We start from the raw sequence: 21,586 nt of genomic DNA, 5'->3' as shown, positions 1-21,586 counted from the left end.
CTCGACCGAGGCCGAGGGGATCCACGAGACCGTCATCGCCTGCCCCTGCGCACGCATGGAGGCAGTCAAGCACCGCCTGACCTGGAAGGGAAGACCTTTCCCGGCGTCGGGCACGCAGGTGTCAGGACCGGGTGACAGCGGGGCGGGGATGCCCTAGGTTGCGGGGATGACCTTCACCATCAGCGACGACGTCCCCCTCGAGGACGTCCTGGCCGAGATCCGGCGCGTGTACGACGTGGACGTCCAGGTGGTCATCACCGCCGACGACGACGAGAGCGAGGACGACGGGGCCGGCGGGGGCCGCCGGATCACCTCGGAGCGCAACAAGCAGGACCGCACCTGAGGCTGCTCCACCCGCAGGCGCGCTCCCTGACCTCGGCGGGGGCGGTGGCTCAGGCCTCCTGCTGCGTCGCCAGCTTGGCGCGGACGTCGTCCATGTCCAGGGCCTTGACCTGGGTGATGACCGACTCCAGGTCGCGCGCGGGCAGAGCGCCCGACTGACGGAAGACGAGCATGCCGTCCTTGAACGCCATGATCGTGGGGATCGAGGTGATCCCGGCCCCGGCGGCCAGCGCCTGCTGGTCCTCGGTGTCGACCTTGCCGAAGACGACGTCGTCGTGCTGCCCGGCCAGCTTGTCGTAGATCGGGGCGAACATCTTGCACGGCCCGCACCACTCGGCCCACCAGTCGACCAGCACGATGTCGTTGCCGGTGACGGTCTGCTCGAAGGTGTCGGCGGTCAGGTTCACGGTGCTCATGGCGCGTTCAACACCGATTCCCGGGGATCTCTTCCGCCGGTGGTACGCACCTGAGGGGCGCGCAGGGACGTGAGGGAGAATGGTCGGTCATGAGCCCCGTGCCTTCCGTGTCCAACTCGATCACCGTACGGCTGGAGCTGCCGGCCCGGGTCACCGCCGTCTCCGAGATCACCACCGCCGTCTCGGACGTAGGGGGCATGGTGACGGCCGTCGACATCAGCGAGTCGGGCACCGAGCGTCTCCAGGCCGACCTCACCGTGGCCACGCGGGGCACCGACCACGCGGCCGAGGTCGTGGACGCGATCGGCAAGGTGGCGGGGGTGGAGATCGGTCGGGTTAGCGACCGCACCTTCCTCGCGCACCTGGGGGGCAAGCTCGAGGTCAGGTCCAAGCTGCCGATCCGCAACCGTGACGACCTCTCCCTCGTCTACACCCCGGGCGTGGCCAAGATCTGCCAGGCCATCGCCGAGAACCCCGAGGACGCCCGCAGCCTGACCATCAAGCGCAACACGGTGGCGGTCGTCACCGACGGCACGGCCGTCCTGGGCCTGGGCAACATCGGCCCGCTCGCGGCGCTGCCAGTCATGGAGGGCAAGGCCGCGTTGTTCAAGAGGTTCGCCGACATCGACGCCTTCCCGATCTGCCTGGACGCCCACGACGCCGACGAGATCGTCCGGATCGTCAAGGCCCTGGCGCCCGGTTTCGCCGGCATCAACCTGGAGGACATCTCCGCACCGCGGTGCTTCCACATCGAGCAGCGGCTGCGCGAGGAGCTGGACATCCCCGTCTTCCACGACGACCAGCACGGCACCGCGATCGTCGCGCTCGCGGCGCTGAAGAACGCCCTGCGCGTCGTCGGCAAGCAGCTCGACGACGTCAAGATCGTCATGTCCGGCGCCGGGGCCGCCGGCTCGGCCATCATCCGCCTTCTGCTGCGCGCCGGCGCCACCGACCTGGTCGTCGCCGACGTCGACGGGGTCATCCACGCCCGTCGGCCCGACGTCATGTCGGGCCACAACGGCAACCTCGCCTGGATCGCCAGCCAGACCAACCGGGCGATGGAGACCGGCACCCTCAAGGAGGCGCTCGTGGGCGCCGACGTCTTCGTCGGCGTCTCCGCCGGCAACATCCTCACCGGCGAGGACATCGCGCAGATGAACGAGGAGGCGATCGTCTTCGCGATGGCCAACCCGGTGCCGGAGGTCGACCCGGTCGAGGCGGGCCGGCACGCCACGGTCGTGGCCACGGGGCGCAGCGACTTCGCCAACCAGATCAACAACGTCCTCGTCTTCCCCGGTGTGTTCCGCGGCCTGCTCGACGCCGCCAGCGACCACATCGACGACGACATGCTGCTGGCGGCGGCGTCCGCGCTCGCCGACGTGGTGGCCCCCGACGAGCTGAACCCCACCTACATCATCCCGAGCGTCTTCAACCCCGAGGCGACGACCGCCGTCGCCGAGGCGGTCAAGCAGGCCGCCCTGTCGCGGAGGGCGCGGAGCTGACCGTCCGCGACGACCGGGCTCCCTCCGGTTCTCCGCGTCGCCGGGTGGGGCCGAGGCCCGTTCGACTGGTCGGCTGGGCGCTGCTGGTGGTGCTCCTTCTGGTCCAGGTATGGGGCCTCTACACACCCTCCCCGCCCACGACCGGTCCCGCCGGGACGGACAAGCTCGGGCACCTGATCGGGTTCGGTGCTCCGGCCGCGCTGGCCTGGTGGCTCGGCGGCCGGTGGTGGGTGGCGACCATGGTCGTGCACGCCCTGGTCAGCGAGCCCGTCCAGCAGCGCATCTCACCAGAGCGGATGACCGACTGGCGCGACACCCTGGCCAACCTGCTCGGCCTGGCCCTGGGGGTGGCGTTCGCGGCGGCGGCGGCCCGTGCGAGACGTCATCATGGAGGTATGCCTTCGGGAACGCAGGAGAGGTGATGGCCCGCACCCAGCGAGGGCCGTGGGCCCCGACGGGGCACGTCTCCGGGCGGCTCCTGGTGGCCACGCCCCTCACGGGGGAGCCGTTCGAGCGGGCGGTCGTGCTCGTGCTGCACCACGATGAGGAGGGCGCGCACGGCCTGGTCCTCAACGCCCCGCTCGACGCCTCGGTCGACGTGGTGCTGCCCCAGTGGCAGCCCTTCGTCACCGAGCCCGGTGTGCTCTTCCGAGGCGGGCCGGTGGGCCTGGACACCGCCATGGGCCTGGTGAGCGTGCCGGGGCACGACCCGGGCGACGCCCCGCTCGGCACCCAGCTGCTCTTCGGCGGGATCGGTCTGGTCGACCTGGACGCACCCGCGCCGCTGGTGGTCCCGGAGCTCGGGGCCTTCCGCATCTTTGTGGGCTACAGCGGGTGGGGCCCGGGGCAGCTCGACGAGGAGATCCGCCAGGGCGCCTGGTACGTCCTCCCGCGGGAGCCCCGCGACCCCTTCCAGGAGGACACCACCGACCTGTGGCGGGCGGTCCTGCTGCGGCAGCGGTCCGCGGTCTCCTTCGCCACCACCTGGACCGCGGACCCCGAGCGCAACTGACCCGCACCCGCCGGGCGTCCGGCCGGGGGCGCGGCGACCCCGCGCTGCCTACACTGGCGGTATGAGCAGCCGGATGTCCGACCAGCCCCTCGACGCGCCCGAGGCCCCGACCGCCCCGTCCACGCAGACGGCGCTGCTGGAGCGAGAGGACACGAGGGTCTCGCCCGACCTGCAGGAGCCGGGCGACCACGAACGCTTCGCGCACTACGTGCGCAAGGAGAAGATCATGGAGTCGGCGATGACCGGGAACCCGGTCATCGCCCTGTGCGGCAAGGTCTGGATCCCCGGTCGCGACCCCCAGAAGTTCCCCGTCTGCCCCATGTGCAAGGAGATCTACGAGGGGCTGCGCGAGCCTCAGGACGGCGGCTCCGGGGGGCCCGGCGACGGCCAGGGCTGACACCCCGTCGGCGCCGGGGGCGACACGCCATACCACGCCGTCGGCCGACCGCCCGGGCGCGTCAGGCGCGGTGAGTCTGTCCGCGGGACGACCTAGACTGACCGGGCCATGTCGACAGCCGCCGCCTCCCATCTCTCGCCCGCCTATCCCGAACGCGCAGCCTGGGGGACGGCGGGGAAGCTGCGTGCCTGGCAGGCCGCGGCGCTCGAGCGCTACCTCGCCGAGCGGCCCCGCGACTTCCTCGCCGTGGCCACGCCGGGGGCTGGCAAGACGACCTTCGCCCTGCGCGTGGCGACCGAGCTGCTCGACCGCGGCGAGGTGCAGCGCATCACCGTGGTCGCCCCGACCGAGCACCTGAAGGTCCAGTGGGCCGAGGCGGCCGCCAAGGTCGGCATCCGGATCGACCCGCGCTTCGCCAATGCCCAGGGCAGGCACGGCCGGGACTACGACGGCATCGCCGTCACGTACGCCGGTGTCGCGAGCAAGCCGCTGCTGCACCGCGCCCGCACCGAGGCCGCGCGGACCCTGGTGATCCTCGACGAGATCCACCACGGCGGCGACGCCCTGTCGTGGGGGGAGGCCATCCGGGAGGCGTTCGAGCCCGCGCAGCGGCGGCTCTCGCTCACCGGCACGCCGTTCCGCTCCGACACCGTGGCCATCCCCTTCGTCCGCTACGAGATGGACGGCGAGGGCATCCTGCGGTCCTCCGCCGACTACACCTACGGCTACGCCGACGCCCTGCGCGACGGCGTCGTGCGCCCCGTCCTCTTCCTGTCCTACGGCGGCACGATGCGCTGGCGCACCAAGGTCGGCGACGAGCTGGAGGCCAGGCTCGGGGAGCCGTTGACCAAGGACGTCACCAAGCAGGCGTGGCGCACCGCCCTGGACCCGGCGGGGGAGTGGGTGCCCTCCGTGCTGCGGGCCGCCGACAAGCGGCTCACCGAGGTGCGCCGGCACGTCGAGGACGCCGGAGGGCTGGTCATCGCCTCGGACCAGCGCTCGGCCCGCGCCTACGCCAGGCAGCTGCACGAGATCACGGGCGAACGGCCGACGGTCGTGCTGTCCGACGACGCGGGCGCCTCGGCCAAGATCGAGGAGTATGCCGAGGACACCTCCCGCTGGATGGTGGCCGTGCGGATGGTGTCCGAGGGTGTCGACGTGCCACGGCTGTGCGTCGGTGTCTACGCCACGTCCACCTCGACACCCCTCTTCTTCGCGCAGGCGGTCGGCCGTTTCGTGCGGGCCCGGCGTCGTGGTGAGACCGCCTCGATCTTCCTGCCCAACGTCTCGCTCCTGCTCGCCCACGCGGGGTCGATGGAGGCCGAGCGCGACCACGCCCTCAGCAAGAAGGCGACAGGTGATGACGAGGAGCTGCTGTGGTCCGAGGAGGACGGCCTCCTCGCGGCCGCCAACGCCACGGACTCCGCCTCCGACGAGCTCGAGGGATCCTTCGAGGCACTGCACTCGGCCGCCGAGTTCGACCACGTGCTCTTCGACGCCGAGCAGTTCGGCCTCGGCGGCCTGCCGGGGTCCGAGGACGAGGAGGACTACCTCGGCCTGCCGGGGCTGCTGGAGCCCGACCAGGTGGCGCACGTGCTGCGCGAGCGGCAGAAGAAGCAGGTGGGCCGCGGCGGGGGCAAGGAGCGTGCCGAGGCGGTCTCGGCGCACCGCGCCCTGGCCGAGCAGCGCAAGGAGCTCAACAAGCTGGTGTCCGCCTACGCGCAGAAGAAGGGGCAGCCCCACGCCGTCGTCCACGCGGAGCTGCGTCGGGTGTGCGGCGGGCCCGAGCTGGCCACGGCGACGACCGAGCAGGTGCAGGCCCGGGTCGAACGCATCCGTCACTGGTTCGTCGGGCGCCGTTGAGCGCCACCCCGGGGCGCCGACGGTAGTCTGACGCTGGCGTCCCGTCGCCGTTCCGACGCCGTTTCCGACGCCGTCCCCGACGTCTCCGAGGAGCGTTCCCCGTGACCCAGCCTGCCGCGGGCTCCCTGACCCGCTACGCCGACCTGGCGCGCCTGCTCGTGCGCTACGGCCGGTCCGACCTGGTCTCCAGCATCGGTCTGGACGGCTCGGCCGTCCCCGGGGCGGCGGCGGAGCCGGGCACCCGGGCGACCTGGCCGCCGACCGGAGCTGGCCCGACCTGGAGCAGATGGGCCCGACCTGGATCAAGCTGGGCCAGCTGCTGTCCACCCGCCACGACCTGCTGCCGTCCGCCTACACCGAGGCGCTCGGTCGGCTGCAGGACGAGGTGGAGCCCTTCGATGGGGACGAGGCCGTGGCCATCGTGGAGGAGGAGCTGGGCAGCGACCTGCGCCACCTGTTCGCGGAGTTCGACCGCGCGCCCATGGCCGCCGCCTCCCTGGGCCAGGTGCACCGGGCCCGGACGCGCAGCGGCAAGGACGTCGTGGTCAAGGTGCAGCGGCCCGGGGTGCGGGAGACCATCGCCGAGGACATGGAGGTGCTGGGCAAGCTGGCCAGGGCGGCCGACCGGCATACCGACCTGGGCCGTCGCTTCGGTGCGCGGGACCTGCTGGAGCAGTTCCGCCGGTCGCTGACCGGCGAGCTCGACTACGTCCAGGAGGCCCGCAACCTGCGCGCCTTCGGCGAGCTCACCGCCGCCTACGACCACCTGTTCGTCCCGCAGCCGCTGGAGGACTACTCCACCTCCAGGATCCTGACGATGGAGCGGGTCGAGGGTCGCAAGGTCACCGACATCGGCGGGGTGGGCATGCTCGAGGTCGACGGGCAGGCTCTCAGCGAGGAGCTCTTCCGGGCCTACCTCGTGATGATCCTCGAGGACGGCGTCCTCCACGCCGATCCCCACCCGGGGAACATGATCCTCACCCCTGACGGCCGGCTGGCCCTCATCGACCTGGGGATGGTCGCCACCGTCCCCCGCCGGGTCCAGGAGCACATCGTCAAGCTGCTCCTGGCGATCTCGGACGGGGACGGGGAGGAGAGCGCGCGGGTGCTGTCCGAGATGGGACATCCGCTGGACGACTACGACGCCGCCCGTTTCCGGGACGACGTGGGGCACCTCGTCTCCTCGGCGGTCGCCGCGGGTGGTGGCCTGGAGGCCGGTGGGATCATGCTCGAGCTGTCCCGGCTGTCCGGGACCCACGGGCTGCGTCCGCCGCCGGAGATGGCGATGATCGGCAAGGCGTTGCTCAACCTGGACCAGGCGACGACCCACCTCGACCCCTCGTTCGAGCCGTCGGCGGCGGTGCGGCGCAACATCGACCAGATCCTGCGGGGCGGGCTGAGCCTGGCGCCCGGCCGGCTGATGGCCTCGGCCATCGAGGCGAAGGAGTTCGCCTCCCAGCTGCCGCGCCGGGCCAACCGGTTGATGGACGCCCTCGGCGACGGCGAGCTCACCCTGCGGGTCGACGCCTTCGACGAGGAGCGCCTCCTGCGGGTGGCGCAGCACCTGACCACCCGCGTCGTCGTCGGCATGGTGCTCTCCGCCATCATCGTGGGCGCGGCTCTCACCATGCAGGTCGAGACCGCCGACACGCTGCTCGGTTATCCGGCGGTCGCCATCGTCTTCTTCCTCCTCGCCGCCGTGGGCGGGCTGGCGCTGGTGGTCTACGTGGTCGTCACCGACCGCAAGGACGCCCGCCGCCGCGCGGTCCGTCCGGGGGACCGTCGCCCCTGACCAGGGGCAGGCGTGGTGTCGGACGAAGGGGTATGTCGGAGCCCCCGTCTAGCATGTGTGTACGAGGTCGAGGTGGGTCGGCCGGAGGGACACCGAGGGGGTGGGGGCGATGCGGCGACCGTCAGGGCGGGGGGACGAGGGCCGAGGTCCGGCGGGCGGGTCCTCGAGGCCGATGACGACCGATACCGCCACCGATCTCACCCGCGAGGGCGCGCAGCCGGACGAGGTGATCCGACGGGTGGTCGCCCTCCGGGAGGGGCTGCCCGCTGCGGACCTGCGTGGGCTCTCCGACGACGGACGTCTGGAGCTGCTGCACCAGATCGAGCTGCTCACCCGCACGCTGGCGGCCGTCTCGGCCACGGTGCAGGTGGCCTTCCACGCGTCGCAGGTCGGCGCGCAGCTGCAGGCCGGGGTGTCCCCGAGGCGAGCCGGCGGCGCGGTGCCGGACGACCTGGCCACGGCCCGCATGTGCTCGCCCTACTGGGGCTCGCGCGACCTCACGGCCGCCAAGGGCCTGTGCGAGCACCTGCCCCGCACCCTTCGGGCTCTCGTGGCCGGTGTGATCTCGCCCTACCAGGCCCGGCTGGTGGCCGAGGGCACCACGTGCGTCGACCCCGAGCACCGGGCCGAGATCGACGAGCGGTTGGAGCCGCGGCTGCCGGGCATCTCCAACCGTGAGCTGGAGGCGGCCGTGCGTGCTCTGGTCTACGAGGTCGACCCGTCCGGGTTCGTGGCCCGGGCACGCAGGGCCGCCTCGGACCGAGGTGTCTCGGTGCGACCGGCCCCGGACGTGATGGGCATCCTCACCGCTCGGCTGCCTGCCCCGCAGGCCATCGCCGTCTACCAGAGCCTGGACGGTGCCGCCCGGGCCAAGCGCGCCTCGGGCGACCCCCGGACGGTCGACCAGCTCCGGGCGGACGAGCTCTTCGAGCGCGCGACCGGCCGCCGCGTGGTGGACGGGGTGGACGTCGAGGTGGGCCTGGTCATCACCGACGCCGCGCTCCTTGCCGGCACCAGCGACCCGGCCGAGCTCCTCGGACACGGTCCTGTCCCCGCTGACTACGCCCGTGAGCTTCTGCGACCCCGGCTCGCCGATCCCGGCACCGCGGAGGAGCCGGAGCCGTCCACCACCGATCAGGCCCTCGAGGGGGCGGGACCGACGTCCGGCCCGGCTGGCGAGGGGGCGGGACCGACGGCCGGCCCGGCCCGCGAGGGGGCGGGACCGACGTCCGGCCCGGCCGGCACAGGGACGGCGCCGACGTGCTGCCCGGACGGAGGGGCTTGCGCCGACGCCCTGTGCCCGCACGTCCACGGAGATCCTGGCTCCGGGATGCCCGGCTCGGTGGCGTCGGCCGGTGGGGCGGACAAGGCCCAGCTCGACGGCGCGCGGCAGGAGCCGGCACGATCCGCGCTCCGCGCGGCCCGGGTGTGGATCCGCAGGCTCTACACCGATCCGGTGACCGGTGTCCTGACCCAGCGGGACCCGCGCCGGCGCTTCTTCACCGATGCCCTGCGCGAGCTGGTCGTCGCCCGCGACCGCAGCTGCCGCAACCGGTGGTGCGGGGCCCCGATCAGGACCGTCGACCACATCCGCCGGCATGCCGACGGAGGGCCCACGGACGTCGACAACGGACAAGGGCTGTGCGAGCGCTGCAACCTCGCGCGCGAACGTCCGCGTGCCCTCAGGACGGGGCCGGACCACTACCTCCCGGCGCCTCCATTGCTCCCGGCTCTTCCCTTGCTCCCGGCTCTTCCCCCGCTCCCGGCACCTCCCTCGATCCCCTCAGCTCCCTCGCTGCCCGCGCCTCCTGGGGTCTCCGAGTCGCGGTCGCGACCCACCCCTCCACCGCCACCCACCCCTCCACAGCCACCAGCGGCTCCACAGCTACCAGCAGCTCCACCTCCGACGCATGCGACGACTCCGGTCCCGCCCGCGACTCGTGCCGTCCCGGTCGCCCCCAGGTCGCGGTCCGGAGGTCCGCCTGCCGGTGGCCAGGACAGGCGGGACGGTGACGAGGGGGATCCGGAGCATCAATGACCCTGACGCTCCGGCCGGCCGATCACCCCTGGTGGTGCACCCGGACCGGTAGTGTCCTGCCATGCCGGAGACCCCTCAGGAGTGGTACGCCCGGACGAGGTCCACGATCGACACCTCCGGGTACCGCGAGGCCGACCTGGAGTCCTGGTCGTCGTGGCCCTGGACCGGGAAGCTGCGGGCCAAGCCGCTGGACCCACCGGCCGACGAGGAGCCCCCACGCGGGGGTGCCGGGGGACGGGACTGCCGCACGTGTGAGTCGGCCCGCTCGCTCGACCCCGGGTACGTCCTCTGGCACGACTCCGAGTGGATGCTCGGGCTGCCCCTCGAGTCGCGGGCCCTGCCCTTCGCCCTGTTCCTCATGCCCAGGCGGCATGCCGACCTCCAGGACCTCACGACCGAGGAGGCACGTCGTCAGGGTGAGCTGCTCAGCGCCGTGGAGCAGGCCGCCTGCGCGGTGCTCCCCGTGCCCCGCATCCAGGTGGCCCGGTGGGGCGACGGGGGTGAGCACCTGCACTGGTGGCTCTACGCGCGGCCGACCGGCATGCTCCAGCTGCGCGGGACCTTCCTCTCGCACTGGGACGAGCTGCTCCCACCCGTTCCGGCCGAGATCTTCCGGGCCGACCAGCACCTGGTCGTCGCCGAGCTGCAGCGGATCGCGGGTGGTGAGGTCACGGCATCCACCTGATGGTGGGGCAGGGTGGGGTGTCACGGGGTGGCCAGGGTGGCGTGGGCCAAGGAGCACTGTGCGCTGTGGCAGGCTTACGACCATGAGTCAGCAGGCAGGGTGGTACGACGACCCACAGGACGACAGCAACCTCCGGTACTGGGACGGCGTCCAGTGGACCAACCACACGTCCCCCAAGCAGAAGCCCGGCCTGGAGCGGGCAGGCCAGGGGCAGCAGGGGGACGCCGGTTCGGGGTGGGGCCAGCAGGCGGGGCCGGGCCAGGCCGGCGGGGCGCAGGGGCCTGTGGATTATGGGGGCCAGTCCGGGTACGGCGGTCAGGGCCAGGGCAACCCGTACGGTCAGCAGGGCCAGGGCAACCCGTACGGCCAGCAGGGCCAGGGCAACCCGTACGGCCAGGGCGGCCAGAACCCCTACGCGGGTCAGACGGGCCAGAACCCGTACCAGGGCCAGTGGCAGGGGGCGCCGATGCCGGGTGGCGGCTATCAGCCGCAGGTCGACCCGCGGTCGTCGACGCCGGACGGTCAGCCGCTGGCCGGGTGGTGGCACCGGGTCGCCGCGCGCATCCTGGACGGCATCGTCCTGGCCATCCTGGGTCTTGTGCTCGGCAACCTCCTGATGCCCGGCTTCTTCGCCGACTACCTCGACTGGTCCTTGACCCAGACCGGCACCGATCCCTTCGCCCTTCCACCGGCCGAGCTGTCGCGCGGGCTGGCGATGTTCACGATGCTGGTGGGCGTCGTGGGCCTGGCGTACGAGGTCGTCCTGGTGACCCTGCTGGGCGGGACGCTGGGCAAGCTGGCCACCGGGCTGCGCGTGCGGCTGCGCGACGAGCCTGGCAACGTCGGCTGGCTCCCGTCCCTGCTGCGGGCCCTGGTCTACCAGGGCCCGGGAATCCTCGGGAACCTCAACCCGGCCCTGAGCTTCGTCAGCCTGTTCACCCTGGTCAACGTGCTGTGGCCGCTGTGGGACAAGAACCGTCAGGCCCTGCACGACAAGGTCGCCAAGACCAACGTCGTCCGCAAGCGCTAGCCCCCAGGAGGACGTCCTCAGCGCGAGATGGTGGCATGCTCGACGCATGAGCCGAGCGCTGATCATCGTCGACGTCCAGCACGACTTCTGCGAGGGCGGGAGCCTGGCCGTGGCCGGTGGCACGGCCGTCGCCACCGGCATCAGCCGGCACGTCGACGAGCACGGCCAGGAGTATGCCGCCGTCGTCGCGACGGCCGACTGGCACGTCGACCCCGGGGAGCACTGGTCGGAGCAGCCCGACTACCGCACCTCCTGGCCGGTGCACTGCCGGGTAGGCACCCGGGGCGCGGACTTTCGTCCCGAGCTGGACCCGGCTCTCGCGCACGTCCATGCGGTGTTCCGCAAGGGCGAGCACGAGGCCGCATACTCGGGCTTCGAGGGCAGCACCGACGTGCACGGCACGCGCGTCGGTCTGGGGCAGTGGCTGCGTGAGCGGGGGATCAGCGAGGTGGACGTCTGCGGCATCGCGACCGACCACTGCGTCCGGGCCACCGCGCTGGACGCCCGGCGGGAGGGGTTGGACACCACCGTGCTCCTGGACCTGTGCGCGGGCGTGGACCCGCGGACCACCGAGGACGCGCTCGCCGAGCTTCGTGCCGCCGGCGTGCACGTGGGCTGATGGCGCGGGCGACCGACACGGGCGGGTGGCCGGCCTGAGCCATACGGGCGACCGACCCGAGCGGGCGGCAGACCTGCGCCTGTCACGCCGTTGACCGACGGTCGAGCCACCCGGGTGGGCGCTCAGCCCCAGTCGTCCAGGTAGGTCGTGGGGATCGCCGGCTCACCGTGCGAGAGCCTCAGAGCCCGCAGCGGCAGCTCGGCACGGGCCATGGCGTGGTGCTCCCGGGCCGTGCGGACGTCCGTGGGCCCGACGACCTCGCCACCGCGGACGAGCGGGACCAGGAGCTGGCGGTCGTCGCCGTCGTCCCGCGGCTGCTCGTTGATGCCGACGATCTCGGCCTGGGCGCGACCGTCCGCGTCGCGGCGGCGCAGGGCGTACTTGCGGCCACCGACCGAGGTCTTGTCCTTGCTCGCCTTGGCCACCCCCTCCATCTCCCCGCCGACGTTCTCCCTGCTGACCAGCTTGTAGACCATCCCCGCGGCCGGGTGTCCCGACCCGGTCACCACGCTGGTCCCCACGCCGTAGACGTCCACGGGGGCGGCGGCGAGCGCGGCGATGGCGTGCTCGTCCAGGTCGGAGGTGACCACGATGCGGGTGTCCGTGGCCCCCAGCCGGTCCAGCTGGGCCCGGACCTCGTGGGCCTGACCCACCAGGTCGCCGGAGTCCAGACGGACCCCGCCGAGCCCGGCCCCGGCGAGCTCGACCGCGAGCTCCACCGCGGCGGTCACGTCGTAGGTGTCCACGAGCAGGGTCGTGTCCAGCCCGAGCGAGGCGAGCTGGTTGGAGAAGGCCTCACGTTCCTGGTCGTGCAGGAGGGTGTAGGAGTGCGCCGCCGTGCCGGCCGTCGGGATGTCGTGCCGGCGCCCGGCCTCGAGGTTGGACGTGGAGGCGAAACCGGCGAGGTAGGCGGCCCGGGCGGCCGCCACGGCGGACTGCTCGTGGGTGCGCCGTGAGCCCATCTCGATGCACGGCCGGTCACCGGCGGCCGCGGTCATGCGCGAGGCGGCCGAGGCGACGGCGGAGTCGTGGTTGAGGATCGACAGCGCCAGCGTCTCCAGGACCACACCCTCGGCGAAGGTCGACTCGACCACCAGCACCGGGGACCCCGGGAAGTAGATCTCGCCCTCGGCATACCCCCAGATGTCCCCGCTGAAGCGGAAGTCCGCCAGCCAGGCCAACGTCCGCTCGTCGACCACGCGCCGGGCGCCCAGGAAGTCGAGCGCCTCCTCCGCGAACCGGAAGTCCCGCAGCGCCTGCAGGAAGCGCCCCGTCCCGGCCAGGACGCCGAAGCGGCGCCCGTCCGGAAGCCGACGGGCGAAGGTCTCGAAGACGCACCGCCGCTCGGCGTGCCCGCTGGCCAGGGCGGCCTGGATCATCGTCAGCTCGTAGTGGTCGGTCAGCAGGGCGGTGCTCGCGTTCACCCCGTCAGCCTAGAGTGGCGGTGTGCCGATCGACACGCCTGAGCCGCCCCCGCCACCCGCCGGGCCCGGGACGACGCCCCGGAGGGAGAGCTCGGTGGGCCTGCTCGAGCGCCCCGACGAGGACGCTCCCTGGGTCACCCTGGTGTGGAACGACCCGGTCAACCTCATGAGCTACGTCACCTGGGTGTTCCAGAGCCATTTCGGCTACTCCCGAGCCAAGGCGGAGAAGCTGATGATGGACGTGCACACCGAGGGCCGCGCGGTCGTCTCGACCGGGACGCGGGAGAAGATGGAGGCCGACACCGAGGCCATGCACGGCTACGGCCTGTGGGCCACCTTCCAGCAGGACCGCTGAGCCGGCCCGGGCCTGACGAGGAAGGACAGGTATGGCGACAGCGTTCCGCCGCAAGGGATCCCGCCTGGTCGGGGGGTTCGACGAGGAGGAGATCGCGGTGATCGTGCACGTGCTCGGCCTCACCCATGCCTTCGTCGCGCCCGAGCGCCCGGACACGGGGGACCCGTTCCTCGACCTCGTGGCCGGCCTGGGAGACGAGGTCGACCCCACCGAGCCCGAGGATCCCGCCCTGGCCAGGCTGCTGCCCTCGGCCTCGCGCGAGGATCCGGAGCAGGCGGCCGACTTCCGCAGGATGACCGAGCACGGTCTGCGCTCGCGCAAGGCTGCCACCCTGGCGACCGCGATCGCCGCCCTCGAGGAGGCCTCCCCACCCCGGGTCGACCTGGACCTCGACCAGGCACGGGCGCTGGCGATCGGCCTGACGGACGCCCGGCTCATCCTGGTGAACGGCTGGGCATGCGGACCGACGAGGACTCCGAACGCCTGCACGAGGAGCTCGAGGCGGCTCTCGCCGGCGAGCGGGAGCTGGACCCGGGAGCCGCCCAGATGATGGCGTACTACGACTTCCTCTCCTGGGTCCAGGAGTCGCTCACCACCGCCATGCTGTCGCGCTGAGGGCCGTCGGGGCCGTCCCCCGGGGGATGTCCCTAGACTGGCCGCCATCATGACGACTCACTCCGCGCCGCCCAGCCCCACCGAGCACGACGAGGTCACCGGCAGCGACGTCCGCGCCCGCTTCTGCCCCAGCCCGACGGGCACGCCCCACGTCGGACTGGCGCGCACCGCGCTGTTCAACTGGGCCTTCGCCCGCCATCACGGTGGCACCCTGGTCTTCCGCGTGGAGGACACCGACGCCGCCCGCGACTCCCAGGAGTCGATGGACCAGATCGTCGAGGCTCTCGACTGGCTGGGGCTGGACTACCAGGAGGGCCCGGACGTGGGCGGTCCCTACGGCCCGTACCGGCAGAGCGAGCGGGGCGAGATCTACGCCGACGTCGCGCAGCGTCTCCTGCGCTCCGGCCTGGCCTACGAGTCGTTCAGCACGTCGGAGGAGGTCGAGGCGCGGCGTCGCGCGGCCGGCCGGGACGTCAAGCTCGGCTACGACAACCACGACCGCGACCTGACCCCCGAGCAGCGCGAGGCCTTCCGGCGTGAGGGTCGCGACCCCGTGCTGCGCCTGCGGATGCCGGACGAGGACCTCACCTTCCACGACCTGGTGCGTGGGGAGGTCACCTTCCGCGCCGGCTCGGTGCCGGACTTCGTCATCGTCCGGGGCAACGGGCAGCCCCTCTACACCCTGACCAACCCCACCGACGACGCGATGATGCGCATCACCCACGTCATCCGCGGTGAGGACCTCCTGTCCTCCACGCCCCGCCAGATCGCGCTCTACCGCGCCCTCATGGAGATCGGGGTGGCCGAGAGGGTCCCGACCTTCGCCCACCTGCCGCTGGTGCTCGGGGAGGGGAGCAAGAAGCTGTCCAAGCGCGACCCCGAGTCCAACCTCTTCCTGCACCGGGAGCGCGGCTTCGTGCGCGAGGGCATGATCAACTACCTCGCGCTCCTGGGCTGGTCGATCGGGCCGGACCGTGACCTCTTCGACCCCGAGCACCTGGTCGAGGCCTTCGACGTGCGCGACGTCAACCCCAACCCGGCGCGGTGGGACCAGAAGAAGGCGGAGTCGATCAACGGCGACCACCTGCGCCGGCTGCCCCTGCCGGAGTTCACTGCCCGCCTCCTCCCCGTCCTGCGCGGTGCTGGGGTGCTGGGTCCGCAGTCCGACATGGGCGAGCTCGCCCGGTTGGAGCAGGTCGCCGACCTCATCCAGACGCGCATCCAGGTGCTCTCGGAGGCCGTGCCGCTGGTCGCCCCCTTCTACGTCGCGGCCGACGACCTCGTCGTCGCCGACGACGCCCGGGCCCAGCTCAAGGAGGACGCCCCCGCGGTGCTCGACGCGGCCGTCTCCGCCCTGGAGCAGGTCTCGGGGGCCTTCCCCCAGCCTCTGGGTGGCGGCGTGGAGTGGACGACCGAACGGATCGAACAGGTGCTGAGGGAAGCCCTGATCGAGGGTCTCGGGCTCAAGCCCCGGTTCGCGTTCGGCCCCCTGCGCACGGCGGTCTCGGGGCAGCGGATCAGCCCGCCGCTCTTCGAGTCGATGGAGATCCTCGGCAAGCACGAGACCCTGCAGCGGCTCCGCCGGTTGCGTGGCTCCCTGTGAGCGCCAGGGGATTTGGGCAAGCCGTCGGTAGCGGGTAGAGTAACGCCTCGGTTCGCTCCCCGGAACGGGGGTCAGCGATACCCCTTGGGGTATGGTGTAATTGGCAGCACGACTGATTCTGGTTCAGTTAGTCTAGGTTCGAGTCCTGGTACCCCAGCGCAGATCACCGGTTCTGGTGATTTCGCAGGAGCACGGCCCATGAGGTAGTGTCTCCGTTCGGCGCGCAGGTCGCGCCGCGCACTCGGCCCCGTTGTGTAGTGGCCTAGCACGCCGCCCTCTCAAGGCGGTAGCGCGGGTTCGAATCCCGTCGGGGCTACGTCGAGTGAAAGGCCTCCACCCCGTGCGGGGTGGAGGCCTTTCGTCATGCCCGCTCGTGCCGAGATGCGCTGTGCCGCATGGACGACGAGCAGCGGCGGGGCGTAGCGTGTGAGGACCGCGCGACCCCTCGCCCGAGGGGTCGGGGAGCACGAGGAGGACGTCGTGAACAAGGCTGATGTCATCGAGGCCATGGCCCCCCGGCTGGGGGGCCGCGCGCAGGCCACCGCGGCGCTCGAGTCGTTGGTCGACGTCGTCCTGAGGGAGGTCGCGGCCGGGGGGACGGTCGGGATCACCGGCTTCGGGGTGTTCGAGAGCGTGGAACGCGCACCCCGCACCGGTCGCAACCCGAGGACGGGGGAGGCCGTCCCCATCGCGGGGACCCGGTCCGCCCGCTTCCGTCCGGCCACCTACTTCAAGCAGGTCGTGGCCGACCCGTCGACCCTGCCCGAGGAGGGACTGGCGGGGGTCCGGGTGGCCACGCACGAGGAGGTCGAGCGCGCGGGCGCGCCGGCCACGGTCCGGCGCACCGGGACCGAGGGGGAGGTGCCCCGGGGTGGACGCCCCTCACGCGAGGGCGACGGCAGCACCGCGGACGCGACGGGCCCGGACACGCACCGGCCCTCCGACGGGCCCCGCCCGGGAGGCCGGCGGGTCCGGGAGGTGACGTCGGGGGCACCGGAGACCGTGCGCAAGGCGCCTCCCGGGCCGCAGACGGAGCCGGACGCGGCGCAGGCAGCGCCGGCGGGGCAGCCTGCGGCGAGGAAGGACGAAGCCGGTCGCATGCTCGTGGGCGGTGAGGACATCACCCAGAGCATGATCTCGGCGAAGAAGGCGCAGCTGGCCAGGGCACGGGACGAGCGGGCGAGGGGGAAGAAGGCGCGGAAGCACGGGACGAAGAAGGACAGGACCGACTCGCCGGGCAAGGACCGCGCGAAGGGCACCAAGGGCACCAAGGGCACCAAGGGCAAGGGGAGCGCGAAGGGCGGGAGCGGCCGCGGGAAGGGGACCGGCACCAAGGGCAGCACCGGCAGGAAGGGAAAGAAGGGCTGACCCGGGCCGGGGTCGGACGACGAGCCCGGTCGACGGGAACGGGCTGACCGACGAGCCGGGTCGACGGAGTGAGGCTCTGCTGGCGGCAGGGGCGAGCCCTACCGGATGACCTCTCCCGCCCCGATCCCGACGATCCACAGGCGCGTGAGCACCGTCCCCTCCTCCTCAGGGTTGCCGGACGCCTCCACGCTCACCCGCTGCCCCAACCGCAGGTGCCGCAGCTCGCTGGCCGCGAAGACCTGTCCGTCGAAGGGCAGCAGCCGGCCGGTGTCGAGCAGCACCTGGCCGGCCCCGGTCTCCGGGTCGAAGGAGTGCACGCTGGCCTGCATGCTCCCCACCCTATGCGTCGGAGAGGCCCAGGGCGGCGGCCGTCCGCGGCCCGACCCCCAGCGCCACGGCGGTCCTCAGGTCGGCCGCGGTGTCCACGTCGCGGCGCAGGTGCGGAAGGTCCAGCGGGAGCACCGTCGCGGACAGTGCGTGCCGTCGTGCCGACCCGGACCCGAATCGAGGTCGTGGCGGACCGACGGTGGAGGTGAGCAGCACCGTGCCCGTGCCGTCGGCGTCAGGGACGACGCAGGCAGGGTATGCGGCACACCTCGCCAGGGCGGCCAGCAGGTCCTCGGCGCGCAGGGCGGGGAGGTCCCCGAGCAGCACCGCCCACCCGTCCCGCGCCCCGGGGGTCGGGGTGGCCGGGCCCGCCGAGGCCAGGCCAGCACGCACGGCGGCGTTCAGGCCGGTTCCGGGGTCCGGCACCACGACGGCGCCCGACCCGCGGGCGAAGCGCCCCGCGTGAGGGTCCGAGGTCACCACGACCACCTGCGAGGGCGGGACGGCACGGCATGCCTGCTCGAGGGTGTCCTCGGCGACGGCCCGGGCGAGCACCGGGCGCGACAGCGGGTGAGGGGCCTCCAGGCGGCTCTTGGCCCGCACGGCCTCCTTGACCGGCACGACGAGGTGCCACGTCACCGGCGGGAGGGGGCGATCGGGGGGCGCGGGGCTCACCGGAGCATCCTCGCGAGCGCGCACGCCGGATGCAAAGATGACCACGTGAAGCGCCGCCCCAGCCGTCATCCGCTGCCCTGGTCCTACCACGCCGTCATCGGGGTCCTGCGCCCGATGCTCATGGGCCTGACCCGGCGCGACTGGTCCGGCGGCGAGCACCTGCCGGAGGAGGGTGGCTTCATCGTCGCGGCCAACCACTACTCCGAGGTCGACCCCTTCACCATGGCCCACTTCCTCGTCGACCACGGCCATCCTCCGTTCTTCCTGGCCAAGTCCAACCTCTTCCAGGTGCCCGGTCTCGGGCACGCGCTGCGGCACCTGGAGCAGGTGCCGGTCTACCGGGCGACGTCGCAGGCCGGTGACGCCCTCGAGGCCGCCCGGGCGGCCCTGGCGGAGGGGAAGGTCATCGGGATCACGCCGGAGGGCACGCTGACCCGGGACCCGGACCTCTGGCCGATGAAGGGCAAGTCCGGGGTGGGTCGCCTGGCGCTCACCTCGCGGGCGCCGGTCATCCCGCTCGCGCAGTGGGGGGCCCAGGAGGTGCTGGACCGCTACGCGCGTCGCCCCGGCAACGTGCTGCGGCGCCCGGTGCAGCACGTGAGGGTGGGGCCGCCCGTCGACCTCACGGACCTCTACGAGCGCGCCGACGACCCCCGCGCCCACGCCGAGGCGACCCGCCGGGTCATGGCGGCCATCACCGACCTGCTGTCGCAGATCCGGGGGGAGGACCCGCCGGCCCGGCCCTACGACATGGCGCGCGACGGCTCGGCCAGGCCGAGGCCGGGCGGGCGCCGACGGGGCTCGAAGCGCGACTCATGACCCGGGCCACGATCTACGGCGCCGGCAGCTGGGCCACCGCCTTCGCCCAGGTCCTCGCGGACGCGGGGGCCGAGCGGGTCACCCTCTGGGCCCGTCGGGAGGAGGTCGCCGCAGCCATCCGCGACGGGCACCGCAACCCCGACTACCTGGGGGACCTCGAGCTCCCGCCGGCCATCACCGCCACCGCCGACCCCACGGAGGCCGCGGCCGGGGCCGACCTCGTCGTCCTCGCGGTCCCCTCGCAGAGCCTGCGGGACAACCTCGCGGTCTGGGGCCGGGCCATCCCCGCCGGGGCGCCGGTGGTCTCGCTCATGAAGGGCATCGAGCTCGGGACCGGCCTGCGGATGAGCGAGGTCATGGTCGCCTCGGGCCTGGACCCCGCCCGGGTCGTCGTCGTCTCCGGGCCCAACCTGTCCAAGGAGATCGCCGCCCGGCAGCCGGCCGCGACCGTCGTGGCGGGGGCCGACCTCGCCACCGCCGAGCAGGTGGCGAGCGCCGTGGCCACCCCCTACTTCCGGCCCTACACCCAGACGGACGTGGTCGGGGCCGAGATCGGCGGGGCGGTCAAGAACGTCATCGCGCTCGCCGTGGGAATGGCCGAGGGCCTGGGCTACGGCGACAACACCAAGTCGAGCCTCATCACCCGGGGGCTGGCCGAGACCGCCCGCCTCGGCGAGCGGCTCGGGGCCGACCCGAGCACCCTCATGGGGCTGGCCGGTGTCGGCGACCTCATCGCCACGTGCATGTCCCCCCTGTCGCGCAACCACCGGGTGGGGGTCGCGCTCGGGCAGGGGACCACGGTCGAGCAGATCCTGGCCGTGCCCCACCAGACCGCGGAGGGCGTGAAGTCGTGCCGCAGCGTGGTGGACCTGGCGCGTCGGCACGGGGTCGACATGCCGATCTGCCAGGGAGTGACCGGCGTGGTGGAGGGCCAGGTCACCCCGGAGCAGCTCACGGCCGCCCTGATGTCACGGGCCCGCAAGCACGAGCGCGGCTGAGCCGCGGGGTCAGGGCCGGTCGTCGGGCGCCGACTCCCACCGCGGCGCCTCGGTGCGGATGACCGGCATACCGTCGGTCCCGCCCTCGCCCCCGCCGGGGAACGGGGTGGGCCCGGGGTCGACGCGCTCCACCTCGATGCGCACCTTCGCCGCAGCGCCCCCCACGGCGGCGAGCACGGCGAGCACCGGCGCCGCCATCACGGCCACGGCCCCGCCGGCGACGCCCCAGCCGAGGGGGACGGTCAGGATCTGCGTGCCGTGCTGGTCACGGATGATGACACGGCGCGCGTTGGCGTCCTTGGCGATCTCCTTGACGCGGTCGACGAGCTGGTTGCCGGCCACGTCGATGCGCTGGGTCCAGGGCTCCCTGGTCATGTTCTCCTCCGACGACGACGGGATACGTGTCCTCCCGACGGTACCCCTGCCCCCTGACCGGCCCGAGGGGCGCGTCATACCGGGGCACCGTCCGGCACCCGACTAGGCTCGGGCCCGATGGACAGCCAGCCCCGCACCCAGACCGACGTCGACCCCGTGCCCCGATCCGGTCGCATCCGGGTCGCCGTCGTCTTCGGCGGCCGCTCGGAGGAGCACGCGATCTCGTGCGCCACCGCGGCCAGCGTCCTGCGCACGCTCGACCGGACCCGGTATGACGGGGTCGGCATAATGACGTGGTGCCCGTCGGCATGGGTGCTCGTCCCCGACGACCCGGACGCGCTGGAGATCCGGGACGGCCGGCTGCCGCAGGTCGAGGACACCGGACGCGCGGTCATCGTCCCGCTCGGCGGGGTGGAGACCGTGTGGCGGGCCGTGGGACCCGACGGGCTGGAGGATCTCGGTGAGGTGGACGTCGTCTTCCCGCTGCTGCACGGGCCCTTCGGCGAGGACGGCACCATCCAGGGCCTGCTGGAGCTGGCGGACATCCGCTACGTCGGGTGCGGTGTGCTGGCCTCCGCGGCCATGATGGACAAGCACATCATGAAGGTCGTCTTCGCCTCCGCCGGTCTGCCCGTCGGGCCCTACGTCGTCATCCCCGACGTGCAGTGGCGCCGTGACCGCGCCGCCGCCCTGGACGCCGCCAAAGCCCTGAGCTTCCCGGTCTTCGTCAAGCCCGCCAGGGCGGGGTCCTCGGTGGGCGTGTTCAAGGTGGACCGGCCCGAGGACCTCGAGGTCGCGATCGACAAGGCTCGCGACCACGACCCCAAGGTGCTCGTGGAGCAGGGGATCGTGGGCCGGGAGATCGAGTGCGGTGTCCTGCAGGGGCGGGGGACCGATGCGCCGCGGGTGAGCGAGTGCGGCGAGATCGAGGTGGTCAGCGGGCACGAGTTCTACGACTTCGAGGCGAAGTACCTCGACGAGGACAGCGTCCGGATCACCGCCCCGGCGCAGATCGACGACGAGGTCCGGGCGCGGGTCCAGGAGATCGCGCGCACGGCCTTCGAGGTGGCCGGCTGCGAGGGGTTGGCCCGGGTCGACTGCTTCGTCACCGACCGTGGCGAGGTGCTGCTCAACGAGATCAACACGATGCCCGGCTTCACCCCGTTCTCGATGTACCCCCAGGCCTGGGCCGCCTCGGGGCTGAGCTACCCCGAGCTCGTCGACGAGCTGGTGGCCCTGGCGCTGGAGCGGCCGCTCGGCCTGCGCTGAGCGCCTGGTCCTGCGGCCTCGGGCCGCCGTCGTGGTGACTCCCGGCGTTCGGTGCGAGCACG

The 21,586-nt window shown here is 72.9% G+C and carries 22 protein-coding genes, 2 tRNA genes and 1 pseudogene; 20 read left to right on the top strand and 5 right to left on the bottom strand.

The window, feature by feature from the left end:
- Nucleotides 1–166: 166 nt before the first annotated feature.
- Complete coding sequence (locus tag E3Z34_RS17725) at nucleotides 167–343, top strand: hypothetical protein (protein WP_158288673.1); 177 nt, start codon at nucleotides 167–169, stop codon at nucleotides 341–343.
- Between the two features lie 49 nt (nucleotides 344–392).
- On the opposite strand, the gene trxA is transcribed toward E3Z34_RS17725, so the two are convergent.
- The gene (gene trxA, locus E3Z34_RS11765) at nucleotides 393–758 is read right to left on the bottom strand and encodes a thioredoxin (protein WP_134773750.1); all 366 of its coding nucleotides are present in this window, start codon (nucleotides 756–758) and stop codon (nucleotides 393–395) included.
- An 89-nt stretch (nucleotides 759–847) separates the two neighbouring features.
- Between trxA and E3Z34_RS11760 the strand changes: the two genes are divergently transcribed.
- The 10 genes from E3Z34_RS11760 to E3Z34_RS11720 all read left to right on the top strand — a co-directional run bounded on the left by E3Z34_RS11760 (nucleotide 848) and on the right by E3Z34_RS11720 (nucleotide 11,696).
- Nucleotides 848–2,260, top strand: coding sequence for an NAD-dependent malic enzyme (locus tag E3Z34_RS11760; RefSeq protein WP_134773749.1), 1,413 nt, complete (start codon nucleotides 848–850; stop codon nucleotides 2,258–2,260).
- A gap of 86 nt (nucleotides 2,261–2,346) precedes the next feature.
- Nucleotides 2,347–2,682, top strand: a complete 336-nt coding sequence (locus tag E3Z34_RS11755) for a hypothetical protein (protein WP_158288672.1) — start codon at nucleotides 2,347–2,349, stop codon at nucleotides 2,680–2,682.
- Nucleotides 2,682–3,272, top strand: a complete 591-nt coding sequence (locus tag E3Z34_RS11750; RefSeq protein ID WP_134773747.1) for a YqgE/AlgH family protein — start codon at nucleotides 2,682–2,684, stop codon at nucleotides 3,270–3,272. The genes E3Z34_RS11755 and E3Z34_RS11750 overlap by 1 nt, the downstream gene beginning before the upstream one ends.
- A 61-nt stretch (nucleotides 3,273–3,333) precedes the next feature.
- Nucleotides 3,334–3,669 carry a DUF3039 domain-containing protein gene (locus tag E3Z34_RS11745; RefSeq protein WP_134773746.1) on the top strand — a complete coding sequence of 112 codons (336 nt, stop codon included), beginning with the start codon at nucleotides 3,334–3,336 and terminating at the stop codon, nucleotides 3,667–3,669.
- Nucleotides 3,670–3,777: 108 nt separating this feature from the next.
- Entirely contained in the window at nucleotides 3,778–5,532 is a 1,755-nt protein-coding gene (locus E3Z34_RS11740) for a DEAD/DEAH box helicase (protein ID WP_134773745.1), read from the top strand.
- 286 nt (nucleotides 5,533–5,818) lie between these two features.
- The gene (locus tag E3Z34_RS11735) at nucleotides 5,819–7,324 is read left to right on the top strand and encodes an ABC1 kinase family protein (RefSeq protein ID WP_134773744.1); all 1,506 of its coding nucleotides are present in this window, start codon (nucleotides 5,819–5,821) and stop codon (nucleotides 7,322–7,324) included.
- A 172-nt stretch (nucleotides 7,325–7,496) separates the two neighbouring features.
- Nucleotides 7,497–9,362, top strand: coding sequence for an HNH endonuclease (locus E3Z34_RS11730; RefSeq protein WP_158288671.1), 1,866 nt, complete (start codon nucleotides 7,497–7,499; stop codon nucleotides 9,360–9,362).
- A 61-nt stretch (nucleotides 9,363–9,423) separates the two neighbouring features.
- A complete protein-coding gene (locus E3Z34_RS17720; RefSeq protein WP_158288670.1) occupies nucleotides 9,424–10,047 on the top strand; it encodes a hypothetical protein in 624 nt (207 codons plus the stop codon).
- Nucleotides 10,048–10,129: 82 nt separating this feature from the next.
- Nucleotides 10,130–11,077 (top strand): RDD family protein, encoded by a 948-nt coding sequence (locus tag E3Z34_RS17715; protein WP_158288733.1) that lies wholly within the window; start codon nucleotides 10,130–10,132, stop codon nucleotides 11,075–11,077.
- A 46-nt stretch (nucleotides 11,078–11,123) separates the two neighbouring features.
- Nucleotides 11,124–11,696: an isochorismatase family protein gene (locus tag E3Z34_RS11720; RefSeq protein WP_134773741.1), complete on the top strand. Its 573-nt coding sequence runs from the start codon at nucleotides 11,124–11,126 to the stop codon at nucleotides 11,694–11,696.
- A 122-nt stretch (nucleotides 11,697–11,818) separates the two neighbouring features.
- On the opposite strand, the gene E3Z34_RS11715 is transcribed toward E3Z34_RS11720, so the two are convergent.
- A complete protein-coding gene (locus tag E3Z34_RS11715) occupies nucleotides 11,819–13,075 on the bottom strand; it encodes a nicotinate phosphoribosyltransferase (RefSeq protein ID WP_238695493.1) in 1,257 nt (418 codons plus the stop codon).
- Nucleotides 13,076–13,214: 139 nt separating this feature from the next.
- Between E3Z34_RS11715 and clpS the strand changes: the two genes are divergently transcribed.
- From clpS to E3Z34_RS19025, 6 genes and pseudogenes are all read left to right on the top strand, one after another.
- Nucleotides 13,215–13,475 carry an ATP-dependent Clp protease adapter ClpS gene (gene clpS, locus E3Z34_RS11710; protein ID WP_134774876.1) on the top strand — a complete coding sequence of 87 codons (261 nt, stop codon included), beginning with the start codon at nucleotides 13,215–13,217 and terminating at the stop codon, nucleotides 13,473–13,475.
- A gap of 31 nt (nucleotides 13,476–13,506) precedes the next feature.
- A pseudogene (locus E3Z34_RS11705) lies at nucleotides 13,507–14,090 on the top strand (DUF2017 family protein).
- Between the two features lie 49 nt (nucleotides 14,091–14,139).
- On the top strand, nucleotides 14,140–15,693 hold the full coding sequence (gene gltX / locus E3Z34_RS11695) for a glutamate--tRNA ligase (RefSeq protein ID WP_134773737.1): 1,554 nt from the start codon (nucleotides 14,140–14,142) through the stop codon (nucleotides 15,691–15,693).
- 85 nt (nucleotides 15,694–15,778) lie between these two features.
- Nucleotides 15,779–15,850 (top strand) — tRNA-Gln (locus E3Z34_RS11690).
- An 86-nt stretch (nucleotides 15,851–15,936) separates the two neighbouring features.
- Nucleotides 15,937–16,009, top strand: a tRNA-Glu gene (locus E3Z34_RS11685).
- Nucleotides 16,010–16,173: 164 nt separating this feature from the next.
- On the top strand, nucleotides 16,174–17,061 hold the full coding sequence (locus E3Z34_RS19025) for an HU family DNA-binding protein (protein ID WP_238695143.1): 888 nt from the start codon (nucleotides 16,174–16,176) through the stop codon (nucleotides 17,059–17,061).
- Nucleotides 17,062–17,159: 98 nt separating this feature from the next.
- Here E3Z34_RS19025 and E3Z34_RS11675 read toward each other — a convergent pair whose 3' ends face one another.
- Entirely contained in the window at nucleotides 17,160–17,390 is a 231-nt protein-coding gene (locus E3Z34_RS11675) for a hypothetical protein (RefSeq protein WP_134773736.1), read from the bottom strand.
- A 10-nt stretch (nucleotides 17,391–17,400) separates the two neighbouring features.
- Entirely contained in the window at nucleotides 17,401–18,063 is a 663-nt protein-coding gene (gene cofC, locus E3Z34_RS11670) for a 2-phospho-L-lactate guanylyltransferase (protein WP_238695142.1), read from the bottom strand.
- Nucleotides 18,064–18,108: 45 nt separating this feature from the next.
- Here cofC and E3Z34_RS11665 point away from each other — a divergent pair, with 45 nt between their 5' ends.
- Both E3Z34_RS11665 and E3Z34_RS11660 read left to right on the top strand, forming a co-directional pair.
- Entirely contained in the window at nucleotides 18,109–18,882 is a 774-nt protein-coding gene (locus E3Z34_RS11665; RefSeq protein ID WP_238695141.1) for a lysophospholipid acyltransferase family protein, read from the top strand.
- Nucleotides 18,879–19,880, top strand: a complete 1,002-nt coding sequence (locus E3Z34_RS11660; protein WP_134773734.1) for an NAD(P)H-dependent glycerol-3-phosphate dehydrogenase — start codon at nucleotides 18,879–18,881, stop codon at nucleotides 19,878–19,880. Before E3Z34_RS11665 ends, E3Z34_RS11660 begins: the two co-directional genes overlap by 4 nt.
- Before the next feature lie 9 nt (nucleotides 19,881–19,889).
- Here the strand turns inward: E3Z34_RS11660 and E3Z34_RS11655 are convergent, their stop codons facing one another.
- The gene (locus tag E3Z34_RS11655) at nucleotides 19,890–20,255 is read right to left on the bottom strand and encodes a DUF4342 domain-containing protein (protein WP_158288669.1); all 366 of its coding nucleotides are present in this window, start codon (nucleotides 20,253–20,255) and stop codon (nucleotides 19,890–19,892) included.
- A gap of 117 nt (nucleotides 20,256–20,372) precedes the next feature.
- Here E3Z34_RS11655 and E3Z34_RS11650 point away from each other — a divergent pair, with 117 nt between their 5' ends.
- Nucleotides 20,373–21,524, top strand: a complete 1,152-nt coding sequence (locus E3Z34_RS11650) for a D-alanine--D-alanine ligase family protein (RefSeq protein WP_134773732.1) — start codon at nucleotides 20,373–20,375, stop codon at nucleotides 21,522–21,524.
- Nucleotides 21,525–21,586: the final 62 nt, after the last annotated feature.

This window comes from Ornithinimicrobium flavum (assembly GCF_004526345.1).
In the GTDB taxonomy this organism is placed as follows: Bacteria; Actinomycetota; Actinomycetes; order Actinomycetales; family Dermatophilaceae; genus Ornithinicoccus; species Ornithinicoccus flavus.
The sequence above is the reverse complement of the archived record's forward strand: the minus strand, read 5'-3'. Positions and strand labels throughout refer to the sequence as shown.